The 18,413-nt window shown below is 34.3% G+C and carries 20 protein-coding genes and 2 pseudogenes; 16 read left to right on the forward strand and 6 right to left on the reverse strand.

What is annotated here, in order from left to right:
- The first annotated feature begins 124 nt into the window (after positions 1-124).
- The 9 genes from Bccel_RS31920 to Bccel_RS00040 all read left to right on the forward strand — a co-directional run bounded on the left by Bccel_RS31920 (position 125) and on the right by Bccel_RS00040 (position 7,098).
- Positions 125-475, forward strand: coding sequence for a recombinase family protein (locus Bccel_RS31920; RefSeq protein WP_082225105.1), 351 nt, complete (start codon positions 125-127; stop codon positions 473-475).
- Between the two features lie 84 nt (positions 476-559).
- The gene (locus tag Bccel_RS00005; RefSeq protein ID WP_160317673.1) at positions 560-976 is read left to right on the forward strand and encodes a hypothetical protein; all 417 of its coding nucleotides are present in this window, start codon (positions 560-562) and stop codon (positions 974-976) included.
- A gap of 127 nt (positions 977-1,103) precedes the next feature.
- Positions 1,104-1,544, forward strand: coding sequence for a recombinase family protein (locus Bccel_RS00010; protein WP_050752920.1), 441 nt, complete (start codon positions 1,104-1,106; stop codon positions 1,542-1,544).
- The gene (locus Bccel_RS31925; RefSeq protein WP_160317674.1) at positions 1,534-1,830 is read left to right on the forward strand and encodes a recombinase family protein; all 297 of its coding nucleotides are present in this window, start codon (positions 1,534-1,536) and stop codon (positions 1,828-1,830) included. Before Bccel_RS00010 ends, Bccel_RS31925 begins: the two co-directional genes overlap by 11 nt.
- Positions 1,790-2,833 carry a recombinase family protein gene (locus Bccel_RS00020; protein WP_050752922.1) on the forward strand — a complete coding sequence of 348 codons (1,044 nt, stop codon included), beginning with the start codon at positions 1,790-1,792 and terminating at the stop codon, positions 2,831-2,833. The genes Bccel_RS31925 and Bccel_RS00020 overlap by 41 nt, the downstream gene beginning before the upstream one ends.
- A complete protein-coding gene (locus Bccel_RS00025; RefSeq protein ID WP_035269295.1) occupies positions 2,799-4,406 on the forward strand; it encodes a recombinase family protein in 1,608 nt (535 codons plus the stop codon). The genes Bccel_RS00020 and Bccel_RS00025 overlap by 35 nt, the downstream gene beginning before the upstream one ends.
- The gene (locus tag Bccel_RS00030; protein ID WP_050752923.1) at positions 4,406-4,729 is read left to right on the forward strand and encodes a recombinase family protein; all 324 of its coding nucleotides are present in this window, start codon (positions 4,406-4,408) and stop codon (positions 4,727-4,729) included. The genes Bccel_RS00025 and Bccel_RS00030 overlap by 1 nt, the downstream gene beginning before the upstream one ends.
- Positions 4,730-4,854: 125 nt before the next feature.
- A complete protein-coding gene (locus Bccel_RS00035) occupies positions 4,855-6,066 on the forward strand; it encodes a phospholipase D-like domain-containing protein (protein WP_081926836.1) in 1,212 nt (403 codons plus the stop codon).
- A gap of 39 nt (positions 6,067-6,105) precedes the next feature.
- Positions 6,106-7,098, forward strand: a complete 993-nt coding sequence (locus Bccel_RS00040) for a PDDEXK nuclease domain-containing protein (protein ID WP_050752924.1) — start codon at positions 6,106-6,108, stop codon at positions 7,096-7,098.
- Between the two features lie 361 nt (positions 7,099-7,459).
- On the opposite strand, the gene Bccel_RS00045 is transcribed toward Bccel_RS00040, so the two are convergent.
- The 4 genes and pseudogenes from Bccel_RS00045 to Bccel_RS32410 all read right to left on the reverse strand — a co-directional run.
- Positions 7,460-7,909 carry a manganese catalase family protein gene (locus Bccel_RS00045; protein WP_081926837.1) on the reverse strand — a complete coding sequence of 150 codons (450 nt, stop codon included), beginning with the start codon at positions 7,907-7,909 and terminating at the stop codon, positions 7,460-7,462.
- Positions 7,910-7,979: 70 nt separating this feature from the next.
- Complete coding sequence (locus tag Bccel_RS00050) at positions 7,980-8,228, reverse strand: hypothetical protein (protein ID WP_160317675.1); 249 nt, start codon at positions 8,226-8,228, stop codon at positions 7,980-7,982.
- Positions 8,188-8,718, reverse strand: coding sequence for a hypothetical protein (locus Bccel_RS00055; RefSeq protein ID WP_036939259.1), 531 nt, complete (start codon positions 8,716-8,718; stop codon positions 8,188-8,190). Before Bccel_RS00055 ends, Bccel_RS00050 begins: the two co-directional genes overlap by 41 nt.
- A gap of 300 nt (positions 8,719-9,018) precedes the next feature.
- Positions 9,019-9,114, reverse strand: a pseudogene (locus tag Bccel_RS32410) (hypothetical protein); the annotation flags it as partial.
- Positions 9,115-9,770: 656 nt separating this feature from the next.
- On the opposite strand from Bccel_RS32410, the pseudogene Bccel_RS00060 reads away from it, so the two are divergent.
- From Bccel_RS00060 to Bccel_RS28520, 5 genes and pseudogenes are all read left to right on the forward strand, one after another.
- Positions 9,771-10,859: pseudogene (locus tag Bccel_RS00060) on the forward strand (ABC transporter ATP-binding protein); the annotation flags it as partial.
- Between the two features lie 419 nt (positions 10,860-11,278).
- Entirely contained in the window at positions 11,279-12,070 is a 792-nt protein-coding gene (locus tag Bccel_RS00065; protein WP_036939265.1) for an ABC transporter permease, read from the forward strand.
- Positions 12,067-12,879 (forward strand): ABC transporter permease, encoded by an 813-nt coding sequence (locus tag Bccel_RS00070; protein WP_036939267.1) that lies wholly within the window; start codon positions 12,067-12,069, stop codon positions 12,877-12,879. Before Bccel_RS00065 ends, Bccel_RS00070 begins: the two co-directional genes overlap by 4 nt.
- Complete coding sequence (locus tag Bccel_RS00075; protein WP_036939270.1) at positions 12,869-14,392, forward strand: ABC transporter substrate-binding protein; 1,524 nt, start codon at positions 12,869-12,871, stop codon at positions 14,390-14,392. Before Bccel_RS00070 ends, Bccel_RS00075 begins: the two co-directional genes overlap by 11 nt.
- Positions 14,393-14,587: 195 nt before the next feature.
- Positions 14,588-14,755 carry a hypothetical protein gene (locus Bccel_RS28520; RefSeq protein WP_242853090.1) on the forward strand — a complete coding sequence of 56 codons (168 nt, stop codon included), beginning with the start codon at positions 14,588-14,590 and terminating at the stop codon, positions 14,753-14,755.
- Positions 14,756-14,791: 36 nt separating this feature from the next.
- Here the strand turns inward: Bccel_RS28520 and Bccel_RS31930 are convergent, their stop codons facing one another.
- Both Bccel_RS31930 and Bccel_RS00080 read right to left on the reverse strand, forming a co-directional pair.
- Positions 14,792-14,926 (reverse strand): hypothetical protein, encoded by a 135-nt coding sequence (locus Bccel_RS31930; RefSeq protein WP_276326137.1) that lies wholly within the window; start codon positions 14,924-14,926, stop codon positions 14,792-14,794.
- Positions 14,927-15,045: 119 nt separating this feature from the next.
- Positions 15,046-15,225 (reverse strand): hypothetical protein, encoded by a 180-nt coding sequence (locus Bccel_RS00080; protein ID WP_036939272.1) that lies wholly within the window; start codon positions 15,223-15,225, stop codon positions 15,046-15,048.
- Positions 15,226-15,911: 686 nt separating this feature from the next.
- Here Bccel_RS00080 and Bccel_RS00085 point away from each other — a divergent pair.
- Positions 15,912-17,687, forward strand: a complete 1,776-nt coding sequence (locus Bccel_RS00085) for a sensor histidine kinase (RefSeq protein WP_036939274.1) — start codon at positions 15,912-15,914, stop codon at positions 17,685-17,687.
- A gap of 2 nt (positions 17,688-17,689) precedes the next feature.
- The gene (locus tag Bccel_RS00090) at positions 17,690-18,334 is read left to right on the forward strand and encodes a response regulator (RefSeq protein ID WP_036939277.1); all 645 of its coding nucleotides are present in this window, start codon (positions 17,690-17,692) and stop codon (positions 18,332-18,334) included.
- The last annotated feature ends 79 nt before the right edge of the window (positions 18,335-18,413 follow it).

The raw sequence follows: 18,413 nt of genomic DNA on the forward strand, positions 1-18,413 counted from the left end.
GACGAATATGCAGCTCAAGTTGTCCGTGACATTTTCAAGTGGAAACTTGAGGGGATGAGCCAGCAGGGATAGCCAACCGACTAAATGAAATGGGCATCCTGTCCCCTATGGAATATAAACGCTCATTGGGAGAAAGGTACAAACAACCTTTAAAGTAAAACAGCAGGCTCTCTGGTCTGCCGTTGCAGTCAGACGAATCTTAACAAATGAATTGTATATCGTGTGTTGGAGCAGGGAAAAGAACCACTCCGAATTACAAAATAAAACGAGAGTTGAACGTCCTAAAGAAGAGTGGGTGCGAGTGGAAAATGCACATGAGCCTATAATATCAAAAGAGCTATTTACCACAGTAAATGGTTTATTGCTCCATGACACTCGGATTGCCCCTGCTGAGGAAACCGTATATCTTTTTTCAGGTATTATTGTCTGCGGGGATTGTAAAGAAAAATATGATCCGCAAGACGGTTCCTGCTAATGGGAAAAATATTACTACTACACTTGTTCTACCAACCGAAATGATAAAATAGTTGCACTACCCATAATATCAGTGAAAAGGCATTTGAAGAAGCTTTTGGTGGCTTTAAATGTACATATACGCAGTATTCTTGATATTGAACGTATTCTAACATATATCGATACACTACCTTACAAGCAAGAAGAAATATTGAAATTGGATGCTCAAATTGTCAAGGCACAAGAGGAAATAGAAAAGATTCAAAAGTATAAGCTGACATCATACGAACACTTTGTAGATAAAGTAATCACCAAAGAAGAATACCGAAACCATGTCAGCAGATATAATGCTAAAATTCAAAAGGCAGAAAAGCTTATACTAAAGCGTAAACAAGAGATTGAAGATATTATAAACAATAAGACGCCAACTAACTTATGGATTGAGAATTTTAAGCAGTACCAAACATTGAGCAGCTTACACGAAAGTAGTTGTGTCATTGATGGGAGAAATATATGTATATGAAAATGGGAAAATCGATATTCATTTTAAACATCAAGCGGAATATGAAAGTGCTATTCGTTTTATAGAAAGCGCCAGCAAATCAGACTCCTTTGATGCGAGTGTTGCGTTTTAAGGAGGCGATTTAATCATGGCAAGAAAAAGCAGAAGACAGTCTGTGATCGCACAAAAAGAAACGGTAACACAGGAGAAGGTTTTTAAAACAGGACTGTATGTCCGTCTTTCTATTGAGGATGTGCGTGACAGAAAAGATAGTGATTCCATTGAAAATCAGACATATTTGTTGAAACAATTCGTTGAGGAAAGGCCATTTTTGCAGATTTACTCAATATATACGGACAACGGAGAAAAAGGAACGAATTTTGACCGTCCTGAATTTAACAGGCTTATGGACGATGTTAAAGCAGGCAGAGTGAACTGCATTGTGGTAAAAGACCTCTCGCGCTTTGGCAGAGATTATCTTGAAACCGGAAACTATCTTGAAAAGATTTTTCCGTTTCTTGGAGTCCGTTTTATATCTATCAATGATAATTATGACAGCTTTAACCCTGAAAACAGTAATGAAGCTTGATTATTTCTTTGAAAAATCTTTGAATGATGTTTATACAAAGGACATATCCAAGAAATCATCTCTACCTTCAGGAGAAAGACAGTCGAAGGGTGAATTTTTAGGTGCACACGTGCCTTATGGATACAGCAGGCCGGATGACGGCACTTATAAACTTGTAGTTGACGAGGAAGCTGCTTTAGTCATTCGGCAAATCTACCAGTGGAAAGTAGAAGGGCTGAGCGATACTGCAATAGCTCGTCGCTTAAATGATATGGGAATACCTTCTCCAAGCAGTACAAATATTTAAAGGCGAGTGGAAAAATGCCCGTTATAATAACAATATCTGGCAGCGTCAGGCAATTAAAGCTATAACAGAGAATGAAGTATATTTAGGACACAAGATATATGGCAAAATTCAGGCATCCCTTTATGAAGGCAAGCGAAAATCAAGAGTGCCAAGAGATGAATGGACAATTATTGAAAACGACCATGAACCGATTATCGATCAAGAAACTTTTGATATTGTCCATGCTAGACGATTGGAAGTATATAAAGAATTTACTGAACGCTTAGAGCAAAACAAGCATTTTGAAAATACTGAGAATATTTTTAAGGATATTGCTATTTGCGGAGATTGCAAATGTAAACTTGTTCGCAGGAGAAGGATTAAAAATGATGAGCTTTATTATTATTTTTCATGCACTACTTACGAAACAAATAGTGGTTATAAATGCACGAGAAAGCATATAGTAGAAACTGATATGATTAAAGCAGTATATGCTGCTATTCGCAGTCAAATAGATATGGTTGCATCGGTGGATGATATTCTGAGAAAAGTAAATTCCGATGCGAGTTATGAGAATAGGAAAGACAACTTGGCTAATGAAATCAGAAAGGTTAAAGCACAAATTGAAAGGCTGCCTTCCTTGCGAAGTTCTCTTTATGATGATTATATTGAACAACTGCTTACTGAACAGGAGTATCTATATGCAAAAATTAAGTATGAGAAAGATGAAGTTGCATTAAAAGACAGACTAAATGAATTGTTGTTACAACAGAAGAAGTATGATCAAACATATTCCTATGAAAACCAGTGGTTATCTTCTTTTAGAGCATTCCGAGATGAAAAAGAATTAACTAAAGAAATGGTTGCAGCCCTCATAGAAACTGTGGAACTGTATGCCGATAGGAGTATACAGATCAATTTTAAGTTTAAAGACGAATATGAGGAATTACTTGATTATCTTAACACTATAGAAGATGAGGTGAAGCCTGATGAACAAGAATGTCTCAGTAGCTATGTACATTAGGCTTTCCAATGAGGATGCGGACATTTCAAAAAATGATGCAAAAATTGAAAGCAACAGCGTTAGTAATCAGCGTGATCTGTTGATGGATTTTATAAGTCGCCATCCTGATTTGGCAGATTCAAACATCTTGGAGTTTTGCGATGACGGCTACAGCGGTACGAATTTTGAACGTCCGGCAGTACAGCAGTTGTTAACCAAAGTAAGGCAAGGAGAAATTAACTGTATTGTGGTAAAAGATTTTTCACGATTTGGCAGAAACTACTTGGAGTTAGGGGATTATCTGGAGCAAGTATTTCCGTTTTTAGGAGTTCGATTTATATCTGTAAATGACGGATATGACAGTGCAAAAGATAATGGTATAACGGCAGGCCTTGATATTGGGTTGAAGAACCTTATCTACGACCTTTACAGTAAAGACCTATCAAAGAAAGTAAAGACAGCTAAAACAGCTAAAATGAAAAAGGGCGAGTATATTGGTTCTTTCGCTCCATTTGGGTATCTCAAAGCGAAGGATAAGAAAAATGCAATTGTTGTTGATGAGGAAGCTGCAGTTGTTGTTAAGCGAATCTTTCAATTGGCAGCCGAGGGGAACAATACAAGTGCGATCGCTAAAATACTCAATGCAGATGGAGTACCTTCACCTGCAAGGCACTACCAAAAAAATCATAATAACAAAAAGTGGAGAAAAGCCAAAGGAGATTTGGTTTGGCAAACTATGGCTGTCTTAAAAATCCTTAAAGATGAAACTTACACAGGAAAGACAATCAACCATAAGAGGGAAAAGCCTGACGTTAACAGTATGAGTACGGTGGCTGTTCCGAGGGAACAATGGATAGTGGTTCCAGATACGCATGAGGCTATAATAAGCGAAGAATTGTATTTGGAAGCTCAGAAGGTGATTCGTAAGATATCCAAACGTAAAGAGTACAAGATTGATAATACAAGAGTTCTTTATGGTAAAGTAAAATGCGGTATTTGTAAGAAGAACCTTCAACGCTCACATACAAAGGTGCCTTATTATATTTGTAAGAGCAACTATTTTGATGAAAACAGCCTTTGCTATCATGGAAGAACAGAGGAGCCAATGATTCTGGAAGTGCTATTGGAAGCAATACGGCAACAGGCTCAAATAGCCAACAAAGCAGAAAAGCTTGTACTTAAGGAAAAAGAAAAATCAGAAAGTGAAGTGGCTGATTTATTACAATCTGCAAGGAAAGCTCAGCAACATCTTGAAAGGCTAAATGCTTTAAAAATTGAAGAGTATGAGAAATATTTGGATGGGAAGATCGGAAAAGATGACTATCTGAAGCAGAGAGAAATGTACAATCAAGAGATTGAACAAACATCCTCGCAGATTAGCAAACTGGAAGCCGATTACGAACTTCAAAAACTAAAGAATAAGGAGTCGGAAAACCAATTTATCGAACACTTCAAAAGAAAACAGGAAATCAAAGAACTAAGCAGGGATTTAGTGAAAGAACTTGTTGATTCAATATACGTGTTCGGTGAAAATCAGATTGAGATTGTGTGGAACTTTGCTGATGATTATAAAAAAATATTGGAGATGTTATAATGAAGAAAGTATGGATCTACAGCAGGATTGCTAATGCTGAAAATTTAAATGATGTTTATCTGATTGGGCAAGAAAGATCGTTAAAGAAATTGGCCGAGCAACATTGTTTTAGCATAGTTGGATATTCAAAAGATATTGGCAGTGGGCTGAATCTCAATAGGAAAGGACTCAAGGAAATTGAGAATGCCATATCTGTAAATGCGATTGATACCGTTATTGTAAAAGATATGAGCAGGATTGGCAGAAATGTTTTTGATGTTCTTTCTCTTTTAAGAGAATGGAAGGAGCAAGGTATTGAATTGCTTACGGCAGATGAATTATAGAAATATCAATAAACCAAAGCAAAGGACGGATGATTCTTAATAATCTTAAACCGGGTGGTTTCGTTGAAGAAATCGCTCGGTTCTATTTTTTTATGTGAAAAATTTAAAAATTTTTTAGTTTTTACTTGACACAGGCTGATGAATGCCATCACGTTTCAGCATTTAGCTTTGAAAAGGTACTAAAGACTGCAACATCAAAGTATGTTTATGGATTATCTGCTACACCTAATCGGAAAGATGGTCACCATCCAATAATATTCATGCAGTGTGGATCAATACGTTTTAGGGATGATGCAAAGAAACAAGCTGAAAAAAGACCGTTCGAGCATTATGTTATTCCAAGATTTACGTCTTTAAGAGTTCCACTTTTTGAGGATGAGAAGAATGTTACCATACAAGAACTTTATTCTGAAATTGTTATAAATGAAGTTCGAAACCAAATGATTGTTGATGATGTAGTTAACTGCTATGAAAGTGGAAGAAATTGTATAGTGTTAACTGAAAGGACTGCTCATGTTGAATGGTTTGTAAAAAAACTAAATGAAAAAATACCAAATGTTATTTCACTTACAGGCGGTATGGGGGTTAAAGAGACAAGAGAAACTATGAAAAGAATAGAAGATATTCCTACTGATATAAACTTGGTTCTGGTGGCTACTGGAAAATATATCGGAGAAGGATTTGATGAACCACGCCTGGATACATTGTTTTTGGCAATGCCTATATCTTGGAAGGGTACATTGCAGCAATATGCAGGAAGGCTCCATAGATTATACAAAAATAAAAGCGAAGTTCAAATATATGATTATGTAGATATTCATATAAAAATGCTTGAAAGAATGTATCACAAGAGAGTTACAGGTTATGCATCCATTGGTTATAAGGCTAAGGGTGAAAACATAGAAACTGAAGCCATAAATATCATATTTAACAAGAGTAATTTCTTGCCAGTATATACTAACGATATTTTGAACTCAACAAGGGAAATATTAATTATTAGTCCCTTTATTTCAAAGAAGAGAACAATAGATATGCTTCAATACTTGGAAATAGCAATTAAAAATAATGTAAAAGTATTTTTAGTAACAAGGCCTGTAGATGACTTTAAATGGAAGGATTGTGCATTACTTCAGGAAGTGCTTAATTTACTAATTAATGCAGGAATAAATGTTGTTTTTAGGTCAAATATTCATCAGAAATTTGCAGTTATGGATCAAAAAATTGTTTGGTATGGCAGTATAAATCTGATGAGTTTTGGTAGTGCTGAAGAGAGCATAATGAGACTTGAAAATTCAAATATTGCATTTGAATTAATAAAAAGTATGGAAGAAAATTAGGAACGAATATTGTCAAATAGTGAAAGAAGGTTGTGCTTAATGGGGGCTGAAAATCTAAGATTTAATAAAATTATAGAGTTAATACATAGTGCAAGGGAAAATGCACTTCGTAAGGTTAATGAGGAGCTAATCATACTTTACTGGAATGTGGGAGAATATATATCAAAGGAACTTGAGACAAAAAGTTGGGGTGCCTCATATATAGATGAAATTGCTAAGTATATTTCAGAAAATTGTCCGGAAATCAAAGGCTTTAATCGCCGTGGGCTATATAGAATGAAACAATTTTATGAAACTTATAAGGACAATGAATTTGTGACAACAGTGTTGACACAAATTAGCTGGTCAAATCATTTAGAAATTATGTCAAATGCAAAAACAGATGAAGAGCGTGAGTTTTATATCCGGCTTTGCATTAAAGAAAAATATTCAGTGAGAGAACTGCAAAGGCAGATTGATAGTGGATATTTTGAACGATATATGCTTTCAAAGGTTACTCTTGCACCAGAATCAGTGCCGAGTAAAATTAAATCAAAATTCTTAGATACTTATGTTCTAGAGTTTTTGAATTTGCCAGATAAATTTTCTGAATTGGAATTCAAGAAAGCCATTATCGGAAATTTAAAGAATTTTATATTGGAGGTTGGTAAAGATTTTACATTTATAGGAGAGGAATATCGTGTTCAGGCTGGTGGTAGTGATTATTATATAGACTTGTTATTTTATCACAGAGGACTTGCCTGTTTAGTTGCTTTTGAACTAAAAATTGGTGCATTTAAGCCTGAGCATTTAGGTAAAATGAATTTTTACTTGGAGTGCCTCGATAGAGATCATAAGAATCCAAAGGAAAATCCAAGTGTAGGTATTATACTTTGTGCAAATAAAGATGACGAAATAGTGGAATTTGCATTATCGCGAAGTTTATCTCCAACAATGATTTCTGAATATACTCTTAAATTAATAGATAAGAAACTACTAAAACAAAAGTTGCATGAATTAACTGAAATTGCAAGCTTCGAAGATAAGGGGTAAAATGTGGGAACATACAGTAATTTATGTAAATGCAATAGACTGTATCCAAGTTAATTTGCGTTAATTCCTGTCTAGTGTGATTTTTATTACCCTAAAGCCAATTATAGGATAAAATAAATCGCACTACTCCAAAATGCAATTTTAAAATAATATTAATATGAAGAGAAGCTCAACAAATTATCCAACGGATATTCCACTAACCACCGTTCATTGAAAACATAATATTTATTATTTTAGGTACTCTCCACAAATGTGAGAAAAAGGCTTAAAGCCGTTAGGACACTTGGAGCACAAGTGGTTTTGGCAACAAAAATAAATTAGCCTTGGTTGACTAAATCTCCCAAGGCTATACTATCCATTACTACTTCTTATTTGCCATACAATCCGGTTTTTTAACAAAACATTTCTTTTCAGCCAGCTTTCTCTGAACAATATCCAATGCCTCTCCAAACCTCTGGAAGTGTACAACTTCTCTTTCTCTTAAGAATCTTAAGGGGTCTATAACATCAGGGTCATCGCACATATTTATGAGATTTTCATAAGTAGCTCTAGCTTTTTGTTCTGCCGCCAAGTCTTCTACCAGATCAGCAATTGGGTCGCCCTTTGACTGGATGTAAGCTGCTGTAAAGGGGTTACCTGCTGCACTCATAGGATATATTGCGTGGTCGTGGTCAGCATAGTAATCACCCAGACCTTCTGCTTCCATTATCTTTGCAGGAACACATTTGGTTAGTTGGTGTACGATTGAGCCCACTATTTCAAGGTGTGCAAGTTCTTCGGTACCTATATCATTAAGTATTGCCTTTGACATATTAACGAAATGTATGTAGACAAATTAACTAAATCCTTTTGCATCTTTCATTTTTTCATCTTTTACTTCACTACAACCTTATAGAAGTAAAAGTATGCCAAGTATCAATGAAATAATACTGTTTTTTTGAAACATCACATCTGCTCCGTTCTTTAATCTCATCATTTATATATGTAAGACTATAAAAATAATCTCCAACTTTTTTCTCTTCCAAGCTGGACAGGAGCTGTGGGTTCATCTGGCGTTCCAACAAACCAACCTGCTTACCTTTATCCAGTCTATCTTTTACATTTATATTTTTCAATAGCAGTATAGTCATATGGAAAGCAATCTAACACTTCTGGACTACTTACAAAACACCGATTTTTAAGTAATTCCATTTGTTGTTCTTGAGAAAGCTCATCATCTTCTATATTAATAATATCATCTTTGTCTTTTACATTATAATACAAAATATCGTCACTCCAATAATCGAGTCGAAACCTTGTTCTACATTGGGAGCTACTACCCCAACCGTCAGCTAAATCAGCCCTAGGCCTATTATTTCGACAATGGCTCCAATACAATGTTGAGTTCTCGGCTGTACTTTTATCAATTAAATTTGGACTTGATTTAATAAAAACACCCGAACGTGAAAAAAGTAAATCCCCAAACATCAAATAAGGCCATTTTGTGTTAACAATTTCAGGATGATGATCGTGGGCTAAATATTCTTCTACTTGGTATATCTCACAAAAAAATGGGTGGTATTCTATTGGGTCAACTATATTCAATCCTATCTTTTGCCAGAATTCAACATATTGTTCCAATGTGATTTTTGCAACATCATTGCCTTGCCTGCGTTTTTCTTGAAAGCTTAGGAGTAAAACATCATTTATCCTGCTTAATGCATATAACTTAAATTCTGCACCAATATCAGGTGCAGTTTTGCTAAATAAGCTATAATCATTATAATTGCTTAAACTTTTGAATACATCTGAAAGAAAGGGGATGCTTTTTACAAGTTCATCGTGATATAAGTTATATCCAGTATACTCCCAGATTCGATAATATATCTGTATTTCTGACTCTACCCAATCAGTTTGGCTTATACAAGTTGTTTTAAAAGATTATCTAGGGTTTGCTCCATTTCTGATTAGAATTTGAGTAGTTCTAATTCTATTTTCTGAAGTACAATTCCATGCCCGAACTGCATGCATCAACGGAGTATATCCATTAGTATGAACGCAATTTACATCTGCACCTTTGCATAATAATTCATTAACTTTTCATAGTTACCGGTTTCTACAGCATTATGCAAATCTCTATCAATATCTCTCACAATAAACAGCCTCCATAATCTATCTATCCAGATGATCAATATAGTTTCGTTTAGTCAAAACCATATACCCTGGCATAAAAACCATATTTCAACCAATATTAATAAATGTATTTGCTTTTTCTCCACGAAGAACTGATGGATTTAAGGCGTAGTATTTTTCCTTTAACCCTATCCATTCTTCCAGTGATTTTTTATATCTTATCAATGAACTTCTTTTTATTCTATGACTTTTTAACCCAATATGCTATGAATCAGGCTCTGTCAAATTAAGGGAAAATGAAGTTGTAAAAAAATTATCACGAATTGCAAAAATTAATTGCATTCACAAGTTTAAATTGGCATCACAATTTGATATAATTGCAAATGGTAATAAAATAAGAGCAATGGAGTTATTATTGATGTGACGTAGTTGCTATTTTTATATGAAATTATCTTTTTTGATGTCTAGGAAATTATGGTGTCTTTGACACCATAATTTCTCACGACGAATTTTCAAGGAAACAAAAGCCGCTTTGCGGTTTTGTTTAGAAGGGATCCACAATGAATAACATTAGTTCGGAAAATATTATAGAGATAAAAGGCATCAAAAAGTGCTTTGATGCCTTTGTTGCTGTTGAAGATTTCAACCTTGAAGTGAAAAAGGGAGAGTTTGTAACATTTTTGGGTCCTTCTGGGTGTGGCAAAACAACAATGCTGCGAATGATAGCGGGATTTGAACTGCCAACAGAAGGTCATATTCTTTTAAATGGGAAAGACATAAGCAGCCTACCTCCTAACAAAAGACCTATTAATACAGTGTTTCAGCGATATGCCTTATTTCCACATCTGAATGTTTTTGAGAATATTGCATTTGGTTTAAAAATGAAAATTGTAGAGGTAACATATAAAAATAAAAACGGAGATACAATTATTCGAAAAGAAAAATTATCTCGGACGGTAATCAGGGAGAAAGTGAAACGTGCACTGGAAATAGTAGATTTGGAAGGTTTTGAAAAGCGAGATATTTCTACTCTTTCCGGTGGGCAGCAGCAGAGAATTGCTATTGCAAGAGCCATTGTAAATGAGCCGGAAATTTTGTTGTTGGATGAACCTCTTGGTGCTTTAGATTTAAAAATGCGTAAAGAAATGCAACTAGAACTAAAATCCATGCACGAAAAACTCGGCATTACTTTTATCTATGTAACCCATGATCAGGAAGAAGCACTTACCATGTCGGATAAGGTTGTAGTTATGTCCGATGGAATGATTCAGCAAGTTGGAACACCGGAAGCAATTTATAATGAACCGAATAATGTGTTTGTAGCGGACTTTATCGGGGAAAGTAATATTTTTGATGGAAAAATGTACGGTAATAAGATGGTTCATTTCTGTGGAGCTGAGTTTACATGCATGGATGATTTGCCTGTAGGCTCGGATGTTGATGTTGTTGTAAGACCTGAGGACGTAGAGATGACAACTATGGAGAAGGGACAGATTAAAGGAACGGTAAGATCTGTTATTTTCAAGGGAATGCATTATGAGATTGCCGTTCAATCAGGGGACAATGAAATTTTGATAAAAAGCACCAAGAGTGCCGTTATAGGGGAATTGATTGGACTAAATATAGAACCGGACGGAATTCATGTCATTCATTCACAAACCAATATTAATGTTTATGACGGGACCCTTACGGCAATCGATAAAGTGTCTTTTGCAGATGGGGAATTTGATTGCAATATTATGAAAATATTTCCAGGTGCTAAGATTGAAAATAATTCTTTAGTAGATAAGGATGGAAACAAGATCAATGTGAATGGAACTAAAGTGACGGTTAAGGTTTCTGTATCAGCACCTTCAATGAGTGATGATATTGATGCAGGTGGAACAAAGGGACATATTATATCTCTTATTTATAAAGGTGATCACTATCGTTACATAGCTCGTACAAAAAGTGGAGAAGACATTCATTTGCATGATCAAAGCTTGTGGAATGAAAATGATTATGTCAGTATCATTATTCCAAAAGATAGTATTGAGTTGTCATTGAAAGCAGTGGAGGTGTAGTGAATATGAAAGTTCATTTTTCACGTAAACAACTTTGTATTCCTTATGCAGTATTTCTGGCATGTTTTGTTATTGCTCCGCTTATTGTTATAGTTTATTATGCCTTTACAAACGGAGATGGCAGATTTACAATATCAAATTTAGCAGACTTTTTCACTAATAAAAATACAATTGGAACACTTTTTTACAGTGCTCTAATTTCAGTTACAACAACATGCATATGTCTTCTGATTGCATATCCTGTAGCGTACATACTTGCACGAAGCAAAATGAAGAAAAAAGCTGTATTACTAGCTATTTTTATAGTTCCTATGTGGATTAACTTTACATTGCGAATATTAGCGTTAAAGGAAGTTCTCACCATGCTGGAAGGGAACCTTGCCTTTCATCCATTTTTAAACACAATAATAGGAATGACATATGATTTTTTACCTTTTATGATACTACCCTTGTATACAACTTTAATAAAACTGGACCATCATCTCTTAGAAGCTGGATATGATCTTGGTGCGAACAAAATTACTGCATTTTTTAAAATTACACTTCCTCTATCAATTCCTGGAATTGTAAGTGGAGTTATGATGGTATTTCTTCCGGCAATGACCAATTACGTAATTCTAGACATGTTGTACAACAGCACATTTAACATGGGAAGTATGATTGGAAGCTATTTCAATGCATACAACTGGAATAGCGGAGCTATGATATCCATCGTGTTACTGATGATCATTTTTGTCATAACCTGGGCGACGAAAGGTTTTGCTGAAAAGGAACCAGATAGAGAGGCAGTGCTATGATGAAGAAGATATTGAGTTCTGCTTGGCTTGGAATTGTTTTGCTGTTTATCTATTTTCCCATATTGGTACTCGTCGTTTATAGCTTTTTGGATACTCCTACAATTGGAGCATCAGGTAATTTTTCTATTCAAAATTATGTAAGGCTTTTTACCACACCAGAGTTAATTGAGATGATTTGGGGAACAATGTCACTGGCTTTGAAATGTGCTGTTATTTCTACAATTTTAGGAACCATGGGAGCAATTGGCAGTTTTTATTCTAAAAAAATGATGAAAGGATTTGTGGCTGCATCCAATCAGATTCCTATTGTGAATGCGGATGTAGTAACCGGATTTTCTATCTGTGTTCTACTGATTGTTGTTTTTGGTATGGATAAAGACACATCCATTCCTTTACTAATAGGTCATGTTGTTTTGGCTACTCCATTTGTTTATCTTTCTGTTATGCCTAAATTGAAGCAAATGGATCATTCTCTTTATGAAGCAGCACTGGATTTAGGTGCAAGTGCTGCAAAGGCCCTTAGAAAAATTGTAATTCCACAGATTATTCCTGGGATTGTTTCAGGTTTTCTATTGGCTGTAACACTTTCTTTGGATGATTATTTCATTACTACCTATACAAAACCTGCAACATTTAATACTATCAGTACTTATGTGGTTAATGCCACAAAAGGCTCCCAGACAGATATAAAAACCGCACTTTGGGCATTATCTACAGTGATATTTGTCGTTATACTTATTGCAGTACTGATTAGTAATTTTACTATCAATAGAAAGGCTGGTGAGAAGGATGGTAGAAATGAAATCTAATAGAAAAATATGGGGACATCCTTTGCTTTTCATATTATTAATTTCTTTGACAGTATTATTATCCGGAATGATACAAGTATCAATAGTGAATGCGGAAAGTAGCGATACTATTGTTCTGAAAATAGGCAATTGGGAAGAATACATTGATCAAGGTGGCTGGGAAAGTGACGAAAACATAGACCTGGAAAATGAGACGATTACCAGTGAAAATGGGATGATTTCGGATTTCGAGGATTGGTATTATGCAACCTATAAAAAACATGTGAAAGTCGAATACTCCACTTTTGGTACCAATGAGGATTTATACAGCAAGCTTATTTTAGGAGAAACCTATGATCTTGTATGTCCCTCTGAATATATGTTTTCAAAGTTGATGAAAGAAGACATGCTTCAGCCTCTGTCAGCGGATTTTTTTGATTTATCAAATGAGTATAATTATTACTCTAAAGGAGTATCTCCTTATATTAAAGGTATCTTTAACAGAAATAAAATGGACGGAAAAACCTGGAGTTCCTATGCTGCCGGATATATGTGGGGAACAATTGGGATAGTTTATAATCCTAAAAAGGTAAGCGAAGAAGATGCATCAACATGGTCGATTCTTGCAAATCCTAAATACGCAAAACGAGTAACTATTAAAGACAGTGCGAGAGAATCCTATTTCCCTACACTTGCTGTTTTAAATAAAAAATTATTGCTAAGTAAGGAGTTTAAAAGCAGTGTGGATTATTCGGAAAACTTAGCAAAGGTTCTAAATGATACCAGTCACCAAACTATTGCAAAAGCACAAGAACTATTGCGGGAAATCAAACAAAATGTATATTCTTTTGAAACTGACAGCGGTAAATCAGATATGGTTACAGGAAAAATTGTTGCTAATCTACAGTGGTCAGGAGACGCAGCGTATGCAATGGATCAAGCAGAAGATGACGGTTATTACCTGAATTATTCTGTTCCAAGGGAATGTACAAATCTATGGCTTGATGGGTGGGTAATGCTGAAGTCAGGAATCAAGGGTGATCCTGTGAAACAGAAAGTGGCAGAAGCATTTATTAATTTTATATCAAGACCGGATAACGTAATTAGAAATATGAATTTTATCGGATATACTTCCAGTATTTCCGGTGGAGATAACACCTTGATTTATGAATATGTCAAATGGAAATTTGAAGCGGAAGATGAAAAAGACACAGTAGAATACCCATTGGGCTATTTCTTTAGTGGTGATAATAATGATCGAAAATATGTACTTACGGCATCAGCTGATCAGGTTAAGCGGCAACTGTTTGCTCAATATCCGCCTAAGGTTGTTATTGATCGGAGTGCAGTAATGGGGTATTTCCCAGATGATATTAATGAGAAACTGAATCAAATGTGGATTAATGTAAGGTGCTTTAATTTTGATCAGGTACCGAAGGCCATCTGGCTAAAAGTACTTGCTGTCATTTCTATAGTTTTAATACTGACTTTTGCTCTTATTTATCGGGATAGAATATTCAGGAAACCTATATAATCTGGATATTTTAGAGTCGATTGATACTATATGAAAAGTGTTAGTAATCTTACATTTGTCAGAGCAAATAACGAACGCTTTTACGGGATTTGCGATAGACAAATGTAAAAGATTATTCACTTTTCATATAGTCATGAATTCTGGTTAATGTATTGCTATTGTAAATGCAATAAAGTAAGGAAGGAGTGGTTTGGAATGGCTCTTGAGATTAAGCTTCCTGCTACTAAACCTAAAGATGTTTCAGAATTAACAGAATCTGAACTGGATGCGGAGTTAGAGAAAGGGTTTACAGATTTGGTGAAAGGTAATATAAAACCTGCTTCGAAAGTATTTTCGGATATCCATAAGGATTACGGGATATGAAATATAATATATTTTTAACCCCCCGAAGGCTTTATTTTAGTTATCATTTTCTTTATATTGATTCACAAGTTTTTCAAACTTTTCTGTATATGATTTTATCTTTTCAGCATCTTTTATTGATGATAGGAACGGTTTCCTTTTCCCGCAAATAAGCACATCTTTGCCATCCATCAAACCATCTTCAAACTTTATGTAAGGTCTTAGTGCCCAGCCCTGAACATTAGGTAGTTTTGCGGTTAACCATGCTAATTGTTCTGTTGTGTATAAATTACTCCTAAAATCAAGTATTTCTAAACAAGCATTTTCGTATAAACGCTTATGTCTTCTTGTTTTACAGCTTTGCCGCCAAAATGGAATTCTTTTAGTTGTGAATTCTCTAAAGGATTTAAATCATCCAACATGCATGTATTCCATATGGCATTTCCAAAATAAAATCTTTCAAGATTTGTAACTGTGATTGATATATTCATATATTCTCCTTGCTTTTATAATCTTGTACATGCTTCAGTTTAAAATCCAAGCCCTCATATGCCCTGATATGTAGGCCTATTTGAAGGACTACCCCAAAAATGGGTATAAAAATACCGTGATATAGCAACCACGGACGTCTTTGGGGATCGAAATCCAATTGTTGAAAAATGGCAAAAACAAATCATGAAATTGCGGTGTTGTAAACACCATAATTTCCTAGACAATAAAAAAACACGATAACGTATCGCACTTATATAGCAAAATTTAATATTGCTATCGGGAGACGGTTACTTTTCTGTATGGCCATAAGAACAGATACAGGCTCTTTTGGCCCAATATTAAATTATAAACTAAACACCTCAAAATTTATTGTTAGCCGCATTTCCAACACTCCTCTTCAGGTTGCATGGACGAACAGTTGACAAAGACAACGACCAGTCACCTGATTATTTAGGTTTAAAATGTAAGTACTATATTATGATATTATGGTATTAGCATGAATATCAATATGCGTAATATTATTGTTTTCATTTAAAATATTTGGTTAATTGAAACATATACTATTTGTTTCATCATATTGCAATATATTGCAATAATGACAAATGACATGGCTTCTTAAATAGTATATACTTAGATATTGGGGATTTAAATATTATTTTATGGAGTAGCTTAAAGATAAATAATTATGGAAATAAAAATTGTTTTAAACCTCAGGTCTGAGCTTTTATTGATTTCAATATTAACTACGCTGATTGGTATTCTGTTCCTAGCAATTAATGCCAAACGGAATCGAGTTACTTATCTTTTTGGTGTTTTTCAATTTGCTGCTTTATTATGGTCCATTTTTGAATTTTTAGAAGTGTACTCAGGTGATACCAAAAGTAAATGGCTTGTGACACAGTTAAAATTTTTCCCTATATCTTTTGTTGGGGCAATTTGGTTAATATTTTCTTTATATTATTCTGAACAAAAGATATTAAAAAACAAGAAGACAATACCTGTTCTTTTATTTACTCCAATTATATTTTATATTTTTTGTGTAACAAACAATTATCATTATCTTTATTTTAATGTTTTTAACTTTAATGTTACCGGTTTTGGGTACATATTTTGGATGCATGTTATTGAAAGTTATATTTATGTGCTGATTGGTATAGTTCTTCTTATCAAACAAAATTTCAAATTAAGTAAAGATACCAAGCAGATATTTATATCTATAGCAATGATTGTTCCATTAATAATAAATATATTGCATGTTATAAAAGTTATTTATACTCCTTTTGATGTAACGCCTCTATTTTTTCCTTTATCTATGACAATATTTGCTATAGCCACATATCGCATGAATTTTCTCAATATATTGCCTTTTGCATACAAAAGAATTTTTGAAAACTTGGAGGAGGCTGTTATTGTTGTTGACAATCAGAATAAAATTATAAATTTTAATGAAATCTTTAAAAATACATTTTCTAAGAAGTACGAATTTAATATTGATACGGATTTTAATATTTTTACACAAAGTATGAGATTAAATACAAAAAATAACCATGCTATTGAAAAGAGTTTGCGTATTTTGGAAGGTCATGAAGGTTTATTATTTGATGGCGAAATCGAGCTGGATATTCCGCAAAAAAGAGTTTTCCAATTGAAAGTTAGACGTATATTTGATAACAATAAGGAATTAGCTGGAAGGTGTATTTTATTTCAAGACATTACTGAGTATAAGGAATTGATTGAAGACGTGGAATATAAAAATGAGGAATTAACGGCCATCAACGAGGAACTTACAACTGTTAATGAAGAACTGAACAAATACCTTTCCATTGTTGAAGAGCTTACTCTATCCAAAGAAAGAAACCGGATTGCACGGGAAGTTCACGATACGCTGGGCCACTCATTGACTATGATAATGATGATTACCAAAATTATTAAAGCCAATTTATCCGAAGATAAAAGGGTTGATGCTGTAAAACGGCTGGTTGATGTTGAAGAAATATCTCAGAATGCATTGTCTGAAATCAGAAATTCTATAAAAGGCTTGAGGCAGGAAGAAGAAAATAGCAGAGATATTGTTTATGCCATTGAAAAGATAATAAAATATTCTTCCAGCTCCAATGTTAAAATTGGCCTGGCGATTATGGGTCAGGAGTATTATCCGGATGTATTGAATTCAAGAAATATTGAAAAGCTTGTAGAAATAAGTTCCAAGGTTTGCAGAGAGGCTGTCACTAATGCCATTCGTCATGGTAAAGCTGGAGAAATAAGCATTTTTCTAAAGTTTTGTAATGATAAAATTAAAATTTATATTTTGGATAATGGTAACGGCTGCCAATCAATTAAAAAGGGATATGGTCTTATGGGTATGGAAGAAAGAGTAAAGGAAGCTGCAGGCACCATTGCATTTGGAGCAGGGGGAGAAATGGGTTTTAATATACATATTGAATTGCCATTGGAGGGCTAAAAGTGATAAAGGTTGTTTTGGTAGATGATCAGGAGATTTTCCTAAATGCACTGAAAATAATGATTGAGTCGGATGATGAGATAGTTGTTGCAGGCACTGCAAAAAATGGCTATGAGGGAGCGGAGATTTGCCGAAGACTAGATCCGGATGTTATTTTAATGGACATAATGATGCCGATTTATGATGGAGTAAAAGGTGTTGAACTTATTAAAGAGTTTAATAGTAAAGCAAAAGTAATTATGTTAACTACCCTGGATGATGATGCACATGTTTATCAGTCATTAAAAAAAGGTGCTGATGGGTATGTCTTAAAAAATACAGGCGATAAAGAATTAATTAAAGTAATCAAAGCTGCTGCTGCTGGTTTTAGCATAATACAGCAAAAGATCTTTGAACAATATAAGGAAAAGCAGCACATACCTGAAAAATATATTTTAAAAACGGAAGAATCCAATATTAAGCTCACTGAAAGAGAAAAAGAGGTACTAAGTCTTATTGTGGATGGTATGTCAAACAGAGATATTGCTGCGAAACTTTTTCTGGTTGAAGGCCGAGTAAAAAATATAGTTTCTTCATTGCTTTCAAAATTGGACGTTGTAGACCGTACCCAATTGGCTGTTTATGCCATAAAACATAATATTGTATAATATCAAAATCAGTATAGTTAATAATAATTATTATTAATGATATTTTATAGCGGATTAAGGGTGCTGTTGCACTACAATA

This window comes from Pseudobacteroides cellulosolvens ATCC 35603 = DSM 2933 (genome assembly GCF_001262605.1).
GTDB classification, from domain to species: Bacteria; Bacillota; Clostridia; order Acetivibrionales; family DSM-2933; genus Pseudobacteroides; species Pseudobacteroides cellulosolvens.